This window comes from Clostridium vincentii, from assembly GCF_002995745.1.
Lineage (GTDB): Bacteria > Bacillota > Clostridia > Clostridiales > Clostridiaceae > Clostridium > Clostridium vincentii.
The window spans coordinates 18,316-30,291 of the sequence record NZ_PVXQ01000003.1 but is presented as its reverse complement, the minus strand read 5'-3'; the positions used below and the strand labels follow the sequence as shown (position 1 = coordinate 30,291).

The window sequence follows — 11,976 nt, the reverse complement described above, 5'->3', positions numbered from 1 at the left end:
TAACAACAGTTTATAATATATTTAAGAACATAAAAGTTAATTATCACTTATGGCAAGGAAGAAGGTGTTTAACAATGAAGAATAAAATTTTAAAAAGTTTTTATGCTGGTGAATGCTTCCAGGCCTATAAATATTTTGGAGCTCATATAACCAATGAAAACAAGGTAGATGGTGTGCGATTTAGTGTTTATGCACCAAATGCATCAAGTGTACAAGTTATTGGAGATTTTAATGGTTGGACTGGTGAAGCACATGTTATGAATATGGTTGATATGAAAGGTACTTATAGCTTGTTTATTCAAGATATGACTGAAGGAATGATGTACAAGTATAGGATATATCAAGCACCTGGTACAATATGTGACAAGGCTGATCCTTATGCCTTTTATAGTGAACTTCGGCCAAATACAGCTTCAATTATAACAAATATTGATAATAACCTCTTTCAAGACAATGAATGGATGATAAATCGTTCAAAAAACTTTAATAAACCTGTTAGTATTTATGAGTTGCATCTAGGTTCTTGGCGTAAACATAAAAATGATGAGTGGTATCATTATGATGAACTTTGTCTTGAACTAATTAACTATATTCTTGATAATGGCTTTACACACATTGAAATTATGCCCCTTAATGAACATCCCTTCGATGGTTCTTGGGGCTATCAAAGTAGTGGGTATTTTAGTGCAACTTCAAGATATGGAACCGTTAAAGAGTTAATGATTCTAATTAACAAATGTCATGAAAGTAATATAGGAATTATTCTAGATTTTGTACCTGTTCATTTTGTGCGAGATAACTTTTCTTTAGCTATGTTTGATGGAACTGCACTATATGAGTATGAGTACAAAGATATTGCAGATAGTGAATGGGGCACCTGTAACTTTGATTATTATAAGAATGAAGTTATAAGCTTTTTAATGTCGGCAGCTACATTTTGGCTAGATATTTATCACATTGATGGTTTAAGAATGGATGCAATGTCCAATGCTATCTACTGGCAAGGTGACAGTGAACGAGGGGTAAATTCTGGAGGAATTACTTTCCTACAAAGGATGAACTCCGGTTTAGGAAAAAGGTATCCTAGTGTTATGTTAATTGCTGAGGATTCAAGTAATTATCCTAAAGTTACTGCCCCTGTTAAATATGATGGACTAGGCTTTGATTACAAATGGGATTTAGGATGGATGCATGATACATTAAAATATTTTGAATTAAATCCAGTTTACCGTAAATATCATCATAATTTGTTGACCTTTTCCATGAACTATTTTTATAATGAAAATTATTTATTACCACTATCTCATGATGAAGTAGTACATGGCAAAAAAACAATAATAGATAAGATTTGGGGAACATATGAGCAAAAGTTGTCTCAATGTAGAACCTTATATACCTATATGATAACTCATCCAGGTAAAAAACTTAATTTTATGGGAAATGAGATTGCTCAATTTAGGGAATGGGATGAAGATATTGAAAATGATTGGTTTCTTTTGAAATACCCTTCCCATGATTCCTTTAATCTATATTTTAAAAAGCTTAATCATTTATATAAGAGTCACCAAGCTCTATATTTAGAGGAATTTAATGAATCTAACTTTAAGTGGGTAGATGCTGATAATATAGATGAAAATGTTTATTCCTATATTAGATGCACTGATAATGAACAATTATTAATTGTTCTAAATATGTCTCCTAATAGGTATAGCCATTTTAAATTAGGCCTTAATTTCGAGGGAAGTTTAATGGAAATTTTAAATAGTGAGAAAGATATCTACGGAGGATGTAATATAACTAATCCTAATGAGATCGTAACTCAAGAAATTGCTTTTAATAATAAATCTAATTCTATTTCTATTGATTTAGCACCTTTCGCAAGTTGTGTTTTTGAAATAAAAGATATTACTTAAGACTCTTCATGGTTATAATCAAAATGAGGATATATCAAAACATTTGATATATCCTCTTTTTTCATATGCTTCATTCTACCTTCTCTTCTATTTTTTTAGTGCTCTAAGTACATTATATATATCATCTATATCTTCAATATTTAATTCATCAAAATTATCTAATCTCGTTTTAATATCTTCAATTGTTTGATTTTTAAAGTTTGTACTATTATTCCTGTTAAGAAAAAATGTAGCTATAGTAGCAGTTAACATACCCAAGAATCCTATACCAACAATCATTATTATTCCCGCAATAATTCTTCCACTTGTAGTGCCGGGAGAAATATCCCCATATCCTACTGTTGTGATGGTAACAAAGCTCCACCATAGTGCATTTCCAATTGAGATATCTTCTGCAAAATGTATTCCAATGGCTCCCAGGAATAATGTGAATAAAGTTATCCAAATAACATAATTAAAATTATTGGTTTTTAAAAATTTATCAATATAGCTTTTGAATTTTAAAATCAATGATACCGCCCTAAATAGCTTAACAAACTTTAGTAATTTTGATAATCTTAATATTCTAATTGACTGAAATGCAAAATTAAACGGGATAATAGAAATTAAATCAATAATGTTGCTCTTAACAAACTTTGCTTTATCTTTAGCTAAAAATAATCTTGTGAAATAGTCTATAGCGAAAATACCTAATATCATATTATCGATAATTGAAAATATAATAGCTATATTTTGAGGTAAATTATATGATAAATCAATTACAAGAATTACAACAACACCTATAGCCAGTAACGCCATCCCTATTTCATAAACTATCTTAAAGTTTCTATTTTTTAGTAAGTTCATTTTAATATCCCCCTATTTGTATATAATAATACTTCTTTACAATTCTTGCAATAAACACTATTCCCGCACCTACTCTAAAAATAAATCCTGTTATCTTATAGATAACAGGATTTACTATTTATATGTTAATTTATACTGTAGCAACTTCCATTCTTTTGTTTACATTCTTTCTTAATACAGCTTGACTCTTTTGCGACTTCATACACATTTTGATATTCTTTATTTCTATTTGTTACCCCAGCAATAGATACAGAAACCAAAGGAAATCTTTCCACGACTCCATGTCTATTGTGGGATGTTATATATCCATTTTTCAAATCTTTTTCATCGTAGCACTCATGGGCTAGACTTTCAAAATCCTTGATAATATTATCACAACTATTGTCTACCTCCCAATGAGGCAGTATTGCAATAAAATCATCTCCACCTATGTGTCCAATAAATTCTTTTGACCTAAGATTGCTGCTTATTGCCTTTGATAAAGCTTTTATTATGACATCTCCATTTTCAAACCCATAAGCATCATTATATGCTTTAAAATTATCAATATCAAAATATAAGACACAATAATTTTCATTCGAGCATATAGCTTTTTCAATATTTTGTTCAATAACTATATTTCCAGGTAACCCTGTTAATGGATTAGAATGCCTTGCATTATTCACTTTAATCTCAATAGTCTTTTCAATTAAATCCTTAATTGTTACTATACCATAGTATTTAGAATTCTTTAATACAGTAACATGATCATATAAACTTTCCTTTGACCTTGACATAGCAACTTTTATTACCATATCTATGGGCATATCACAATCCACATTTAAATAATCCTCTTGCATTATAAGTGAAATAGGCTTTGATGAATAAAGGCTATATCCAAACTGCCATCCAAGTTTACTATAAAATGAATTTCTAGTTACAACCCCAAGAACTCTTTCATCTTCAACTATACAAATACCAAACAGATTTGCATTTTCTTTAAATATACTATCTACATCAGATACTAATACATCAGGTCTTAAAGTTTGTATTTTTTTAGAGATAGTGCTAATACAAATGTCAGATATATTGTGCCCATATTGATTTTTTTCCTTTATGTTCAAGTTTTTTATTAATTCTACAACATCATTTTTAATTGGTATTATATGAGGTTTAGGTCTTTGAATAAAATATCCTTGACCGAAATCAACTCCAAGTTCTATTAATACCTTAAGCTCTTTTTCAGTTTCTATTCCTTCCGCAATTAGAAAAGAACCTACTAGTTTTGAAAATTCACACATACTCTTAACTAATGCCATTTTAGTAGAATCCTTATCTATGTCCCTAACTAATTCAATATCTAATTTTATATAATCAGGTTTAATATTACAAATTCTATTAAGCCCAGAATATCCTGATCCTGCATCATCTATTGCTATTTTATAATTTTTATTTTTACAATAATCTAGCGTTTTCTTAAAGCTATCAATATCTTTTATTTTAGTTCTTTCCGTTATCTCAAATATGACATCTTCACAGCATAGGTCATATTTTTCTAAATATTCATCTGTAAAGGAATCCTTAAATTTCATACTATCTAATATTGAAGGATTTATATTTAAAAATAATTTAGCATTAACCTTATGTTTATATAGAGTCTCTATAGATTTCGATCTAAATAAAAGTTCAAGTTCCCAAAGCTTATCGTATTCCTTAGCCATTTCTAGGAGTACCTCAGGATTTTGCATATGTGAATCTTCAGGTCCTCTACTTAAGGCTTCATATCCAAGTATACTAGAGTCTTTAAGAGATACTATTGGTTGAAAAACAGACTTTATACTTCCTGTCTTTAATACATTGCTAAACTCTTCAAACCTATAGTCCATATACTGTTTCTCAAATAATGTATTTTCCATAGATTTCACCTCCTATTAGTTATATTAGGTTAAAGTGGATTAAAAAACTTCTTATTTTCATGGTAATATTTACATGTTAATTTACATACCTACTTTTGTTAACTTTATGTAAATTAATTATCTATAAACTTTCTGCAATATAAAACTATAGATTTTTCAACTTTATGTGAATTTTTATTGCATAAATGGAAATACTTATATAATAAAAGTATTGGAGTAATTATTATGAACAAAAAAGTAATTATCATAGGTGCAGGGATCGGGGGTCTATCCCTAGGGGCCCGTCTTCAATCAAAAGGTTTTAAGGTTGAGATTTATGAGAAAAATCATTCAATAGGTGGAGCGACCAATATTTTAGAAAGTGGTAATTTCAAATTTGACTTAACAGCCACTATTTCTATGTTTATTAAAGATTATATTGATGTCTTTAAATATTGTAATAGAAATTATATGGACTACTTTTCTCTTATTACCATTAATCCTTTATACAAAGTTTTCTATTCAGATGGAAAGACCTTTTCCTTTCATAATGATTTGCCCTCTCTGTGCTCTACCTTAAATAACATTACAGAAGGTAACTTAGATAATATATCGGGTTTTTTTGATTTTATAACTTCTAATTATAAGAAATATTTAGTTGCAGAAAAGAGTTTTTTAAACAAACCCTTTGAAAAGGGTTATGCCATTTTTAATCCTAGAGTATTAATGAAAGCTCTGTCTTTAAATCCTCTTAATTCAAGTTACAGAGACTGCAGAAAATATATTTCCAATGAAAAGTTAATTCACTATTTATTATTTCAAACTATGTTTGTGGGAGCATCTCCATATGCTTCCCCTAATATATATAATTTAATCCCTGGATTTACCCAAATGAAAGGACTCTATCACATAAAAGGCGGCATGTACTCTTATATAAAAGCACTAGAGAAATTAATATTAGAAATGGGAGGAGTCATTAAACCCGACTACCCTGTTGATAAAATTCTATTTAGGGATAATAAAGCTATTGGAATTATGGTAAATGGCAAGAAGATTTTATGTGATGACGTTGTTTGTAGTTGTGATTACACCTATGCTATTAAGACTCTACTCAAAGATAGAGAAGTTGGAAGCTTAATTAAGCCTTTAAATAATTTGAATTATTCCTGCTCTACCTTTATTTTATATTTAGCCTTAGATAAAAAATATCCTCTGCTGAATATACATAATATCTACATAAATAAAAACTTTAAGAAGAATACTAATGCTCCCTTTAAAGGGGTTTTTTCGAAAGACCCATCTATATATATTTACTGTCCTAGCTCCATAGACTCCACCTTGTGCCCTAAGGGAGCTGAGTGTATTAATATAATGGTAAGAGTACCAAATCTTTTGTCCACTAAGATAAATTGGGATTTAGAGACTATTACTAGCATTAAGAAAAAACTTTTAAATATCTTATCCAATATCAGAGGTCTTGAAGATGTTAAGGAACATATATTATTTGATAGCTATCTAAGTCCATTAGATTTAAGAGATAGATTTAATAATCATATGGGATCTGCCTTTGGGTTAAGTCACCTTTTAAAGCAAAGTACTGTTTTTAGGCCGCAATGTGAACTTCCGAATGTTGAAAATTTATTCTTTACGGGATCATCTGTTCATCCTGGTAATGGAGTTGCTATGGTGCTAAAATCGTCTAAAATTTGTGGTGAATTAATCTTAAAAAAATACAAATAAAAGGCCATATTGGAATGGAAATTCCTTTCCATTTCAATATGGCTTTTTGCTAATAAACTTATCTCCAATTTTCTACTGCCTTTAAATAATAAGTTATAAGCTGTGGTCTAGCTAATGTATTTGTAATTAAAATGTCTTTATCTGCCCTCTCATCTTCACTGAAAGTAAATAATCCGCCCAAAGTTTCCTTATTTAAAAACTTAGTATTCACGCCTACATCCAAAGACTTTATATCTATAGGATTTTTAGAAACCAGCTGAAATCCCCAATCTCCAAAGGATGGAACCTGAACATGATAAGGAATTACATTTAGGCCCTCCTCCTCTAATGTTTTATTTATACACCAAAAAGCATCCTTAGCATAATAAGGACTTGTTGACTGGACAGCCATAGTCCCTTTTTCTGCTAAATGGTTTGTTGCTAATCTATAAAATACATTTGTATATAACTTATTTAAATTTTCATCATTGGGATCTGGTAAATCTACTAAAATCACATTGAATAATTCTTCACTTTCTTGAAGATACTTAAAAGCGTCCTCATAAACCAAGTTAAGTTTTTCACTCTTTAACGAATCTTCATTTGAATTAACAATATCTTTATTAGTTTTGCAAAGCTCCACCATTTCCTCATCTAAATCAACTAAGGTTACATTTTCAACATCATCATATTTTAGTACTTCTCGAAGAGCTAATCCATCCCCTCCACCTAAAATTAAGACTTTCTTTTTATTAGCTGAAGCTGCCATTGGAATATGAACTAAACTTTCATGGTACCTATACTCATCCACTGTGGAAAATTGAATATTTCCATTCAGAAATAACCTTAAATCATCTTTATGCTTAGTAACTACAATATTTTGGTAGGAAGTTTGTTTTGATATTACAATCTTATCTCTATACAACTTTCCTTCAATATTTTTTGCAATGTTCTCTGAGTAAACTGCTCCAAAGATCATTAATATAAGTGCTACACTTGCTATTATCTTAAAAGTAATTATATTTTTAATATAATCTTTATAATTATAAATTATTATAATAGAAATTATTATATTTAAAGTTCCCGTTAAAAAAGCAGTTGTAAAATATCCAAACTTAGGTAAAAGAATCAATGGAAATGCAATAGATCCAACTAATCCTCCAATATAATCAAATGTGAATATACTAGATAGTGTTACCCTTAGATTTTTTGTATTTCCCTCTATAATCCTAGTTAATAATGGTATTTCAAGACCGACTAAAGTTCCTATTAATATTATCTGTATATACATGACTAATTCATAAGAGTTTATGTACACATTAGATAAGAATAAAACTAAGGAGCTTATTCCTCCCAGAATCCCTACACCAATTTCTACAAATACAAACCAATCAAATAAATTCTTTTTTATATACTTTGATATATATGATCCAATTCCCATAGCACTCATATAAAGTCCTATGGTTATTGAAAATTGCTTGATACTATCACCAACTAAATAGGAGCTAACTGAACTTATTAGCACCTCATATATTATTGAACACCCTGAAATTATTAAGGTAGTCATCATTAGTAATTTATACTTAAATTCCTTCTCTTCTGGCATCTCAGTTTACTACTCCTTTTACTTATATAGAAAGGGGGCTAAATGTCCCCTTTAATATATAACTCCACTTATTAATATTGATAATCCAATAAACATTCCCATAACCATAAGACCTGCTGCTGGATTTCCATCTCCAATTTCTTTATTTAAATCATATTTCCTATTAGCTACCTTCATAACTAGATAACCTAGCATAAAAAAGGCAATTCCTATTAGAGCATATAAAACTGTACTACCTACTCCTTGAATCAAAGTTTCAGATATTTGAGTTCCTACAGGTGAAACTATTGCGCTTTTTAAAATTATTCCAACTCCTATTGATGAACCAGCTGTTATATACCCTACCGCAACATTCCTTTTCTTTATTTCTATTGGAAAGTCACATGGAATAATTAAATCCACTAAAAATGTTCCAACCATCATTAATATTATTCCTAAAACTGAATAAATTGCTGTACTAATTATTTCTTGCATTATTTATTTTCCTCCTTTTATTTACCTGAACTTGTTCCTCCACCTGAGGAAGTTCTTGAACTTATACTAGATTGTCTTACACTATTTGAATATGTTTTATATTTATCACTTGTATTATTGTTAACAGTACCATCATTATAATCAGCATAGCTGCTAGTAGAATCTCCATAAGTCTTACTATCTGCAGTATATCCTCTAGAATAATAATATCTTCTATAGAAACCACCTGCATACATATTGGAGTGATAAGGGTTATTATTACTTGAATACGCATATTTTCTAGTACTTATCTGTACTAAAGTTTTATTATCTGTACTTGTGTATACTAGACAATACTCTTTTTTTGTAATTATTCCTACAGTTTTGTCTTCTGTATTTTCCTGAACATCCTCAACATTTCCTTCAACCTTATCTAATATAAGCTTTACTGCATCTTCAACACTTAATGAAGTTTTATATATATCAGCTTTTTCATCGTTGTTATTATCAGAAGTTATAGATGTATAATAAGAAAATGAAGAACTACTCCCAATATAATTACTAATTGGAACTGAAGCGCCTTTAATAAAATTATATATACATATACCAGCCACACAAGCTGCAACTATTATTGCAGCTACTACTACAATTGATATCTTAGCAGGATTCTTTGAGGTATTAGTATTTTGAGCAACATAATTTACTGATGAATTTCCAACTTTTTTTATATCATCTGCATTTAAGTAATATCCTCTTGAATATTCTTCTTCTTCCTCCCATGTTTCTATTGCCATTATTTTTTCTTCCGCTAAATCTTCAAATTCTCTATAGCTAACCCTATCTCCCATAACCACATCTACAGCGCCACTAGCTGCAGTTACTCTAGCCTGTCCATAATCAGATTCCTTATAACCCTGTAATATTATATTTTTCTCTTTAAAGTCACTACTAAATTTACATTGAGTATATAAAGCATATTCATTATATGTTCTATCAATACTAAGCCACTTTATTTCATTAGTCATTTCTAGCTTAATCTTATATTCAGTCCATTTATAGCTATCTGCATCATTTAAAAAAGTAATAAACCCCTGGACTATATATTCTCTGCCTTCTATGCTAAGTCTCTCATTAGCACCAAAGTATAAATTATTATCCGCCATGATTCCCCCCTAAACACTATTATTTACATTTTACCGTATTATTACATAATTGACTATAGTTATTCTATAATTTAAATTCACAACACTATATTAATACCATACAAAATTATGATTACAAAAAAATATGTCCCAAAAACTATCTTTTGGGACACTCTCTTCTTTCATATAATGAAAAAGCAAATCTAACACTCATTGGCTAATGGTAACTTAACAATAAAAATAGCCCCTGATGTAGAGTTCTCAGCTGTTATTTTCCCATTATGTCGCTCAATAATATTTTTACTTATGGCTAATCCTAGACCAAAATGACCTTTCTTTCCTTTATAGAACCTATCAAATATATGTGGAATATCATTATCCTCAAACCCCGGCCCGTCATCAGATATAGTTAATTTAACTAGGTTAGAGCAATTAATACTCATATGTATTTCAACAAAATTACTCGCATATCTAATGCAGTTACTAACCACATTTGCAATTGCCCGGGAAAGCTTTTCCTCATCTCCATATACTTTCACCATCTCATTAATATTATCTATCCTGATTTCTATATTGCTGCTGATTGCAATTCCATTTATTCGTTCAATAGTCTTATCTACTAACTGAGTAAGGTTTAAAACATCACAGTTATAAGTCTCCTCTATAGCATCAAGTCTTGATAAGTACAACAAATCTTCTACTAAATCTGTCATTCGCTTGGTTTCTCCCATAATAATATCAGCAGCAACTCCACTTTCTATAACATCATATTTTATACCTTCTGCATAACCTTGAATAGACATTAAGGGTGTTCTAAATTCATGAGACACATTCTGCAAAAATGTCTTCTGTGCTTTATTGTGTATTTCAAGTTTATCTGACATTAAGTTAATACTATTAATAACTTCACGAAGCTCATCATATACAGGAATATCAATTTTAGCCCCAAACTTTCTTTCCGCAATAGATCTTATATGTTGATTAAGTGAAGAAAATGGAGCAGATAGTTTTTTAGACAAAAAGGAGGAGAATATTATAATAATTACCGCAGAGAGAACAACAATAATAAAAAGAATAATATTTATCCCCATTTGCAGCTGATTCACTTCTTCCAGGCTCGAATATATTATTATCCATCCTAATCCAAAAGAATTTTTATCAGATACAGGTTTGATAATAGCTGTGTACCTACCATCAGATAGCGAAAAATCCACATACTTTTCATCTTGGATATTTTGAAAATCACCGATTTTACCATTAATTTCACTTAATATATTAGCAGTTGACACCTTAGTTTTCTCTGGGAAAGGAGTAATAATCTCTTTGTTTTTATCAAGCAAAACATATTCAGCATTTAGCACACTAGTATATTCCCTTGATGAACGATCTAACATAAAATAATATCTATACATTTCATTATCGTTATCCTCTATTTTAGGAGGTTCTTTCCCAGGTTCAGGAAAAAAATCCGGGCCTTGCTTTAGTGCCGTATCCTCAATATGTCCTGCTACTTTATCCAATTGCTTAATAATATCTTTTTCAAAATACAGACGGACAGAAATATTGAAAATTATTGTTGTTAAAGTAATTAGTAGCATTACTATAATAATATTGTATTTAAGAATTTTCCACTTAATAGAGTTCCTTTTCATAACATCATTCCTTCTGTTGTATTGTAAATCCGAAACCTCGTACTGTATCAATTTTCAAAATCGAACCGGAATCCAGAAGCTTTTTTCTCATTCTTTTTATCATATCATCTGTAGCTCTTGTACTTACTTCTATATCAAATCCCCATACATTCTCTAATAGTTCACTTCGCCCAACTGCCCTATTTCTATTTTTTATAAGATAGTTAAGCAATGAAAACTCCATTCCTGTAAGTCCAATGTTCTTATCAGCAATCATAGCTTGCTTCATATCATTATTTATTGAAATATCGGCTATATTAATTATTTCATTGCTTAAAACCTCTATTTTAGCAGCCTCAATTCTTCTAAATATACTTTTCATCCTAGCGATAAGTTCCATAGGACTAAAGGGTTTGGTCAAGTAATCATCACCACCTAATGTCAATCCTGCAATCTTATCCGATTCTGTATCTTTAGCTGATACAAAAATTATAGGTACATTACTTTTTTTGCGAATTAATGAACAAAGAGAATATCCATCTATCCCAGGCATCATTATATCTATAATAAGCATATCTGCAGGCTTTTCACTAAAAGTCTGAAAAATAGAATTGCCATCACTAAAAGTCTCTACTTCAAACCCCTCTTTGATTAGGAAGGATTTTATAATATTACGAATATTAACTTCATCATCTGCTATATATATTAATTTACTATCCATATAAGTCAGCTCACCTCTATGACATTTTACCATAAAGTACTTCTAATATCCTTTCCAAGTAATTATCTATT

General features: G+C 29.8%; 9 protein-coding genes. 2 read left to right on the top strand and 7 right to left on the bottom strand.

All coding sequences use genetic code 11. The features are described 5' to 3' along the window. Window positions 1-74 precede the first annotated feature (74 nt). Window positions 75-1,913, top strand: coding sequence for a 1,4-alpha-glucan branching protein GlgB (gene glgB, locus CLVI_RS01845; RefSeq protein WP_106058411.1), 1,839 nt, complete (start codon window positions 75-77; stop codon window positions 1,911-1,913). Window positions 1,914-2,000: 87 nt separating this feature from the next. Here glgB and CLVI_RS01840 read toward each other — a convergent pair whose 3' ends face one another. Then, window positions 2,001-2,759: a potassium channel family protein gene (locus CLVI_RS01840; RefSeq protein ID WP_106058410.1), complete on the bottom strand. Its 759-nt coding sequence runs from the start codon at window positions 2,757-2,759 to the stop codon at window positions 2,001-2,003. A 125-nt stretch (window positions 2,760-2,884) separates the two neighbouring features. After that, window positions 2,885-4,654, bottom strand: coding sequence for a GGDEF domain-containing protein (locus CLVI_RS01835; protein ID WP_242980521.1), 1,770 nt, complete (start codon window positions 4,652-4,654; stop codon window positions 2,885-2,887). A gap of 225 nt (window positions 4,655-4,879) precedes the next feature. Between CLVI_RS01835 and CLVI_RS01830 the strand changes: the two genes are divergently transcribed. Further along, entirely contained in the window at window positions 4,880-6,373 is a 1,494-nt protein-coding gene (locus tag CLVI_RS01830; protein WP_106058409.1) for a phytoene desaturase family protein, read from the top strand. 58 nt (window positions 6,374-6,431) lie between these two features. Here CLVI_RS01830 and CLVI_RS01825 read toward each other — a convergent pair whose 3' ends face one another. The 5 genes from CLVI_RS01825 to CLVI_RS01805 form a co-directional block, all read right to left on the bottom strand. Then, a complete protein-coding gene (locus CLVI_RS01825) occupies window positions 6,432-7,958 on the bottom strand; it encodes a polyamine aminopropyltransferase (protein WP_106058408.1) in 1,527 nt (508 codons plus the stop codon). A 51-nt stretch (window positions 7,959-8,009) separates the two neighbouring features. Continuing rightward, complete coding sequence (locus tag CLVI_RS01820) at window positions 8,010-8,432, bottom strand: DUF350 domain-containing protein (RefSeq protein WP_106058407.1); 423 nt, start codon at window positions 8,430-8,432, stop codon at window positions 8,010-8,012. A 17-nt stretch (window positions 8,433-8,449) separates the two neighbouring features. After that, a complete protein-coding gene (locus CLVI_RS01815; protein ID WP_106058406.1) occupies window positions 8,450-9,574 on the bottom strand; it encodes a DUF4178 domain-containing protein in 1,125 nt (374 codons plus the stop codon). A gap of 182 nt (window positions 9,575-9,756) precedes the next feature. Then, window positions 9,757-11,205, bottom strand: a complete 1,449-nt coding sequence (locus tag CLVI_RS01810; protein WP_106058405.1) for a sensor histidine kinase — start codon at window positions 11,203-11,205, stop codon at window positions 9,757-9,759. 4 nt (window positions 11,206-11,209) lie between these two features. Then, window positions 11,210-11,905 (bottom strand): response regulator transcription factor, encoded by a 696-nt coding sequence (locus CLVI_RS01805; protein WP_106058404.1) that lies wholly within the window; start codon window positions 11,903-11,905, stop codon window positions 11,210-11,212. Between the last annotated feature and the right edge of the window lie 71 nt (window positions 11,906-11,976).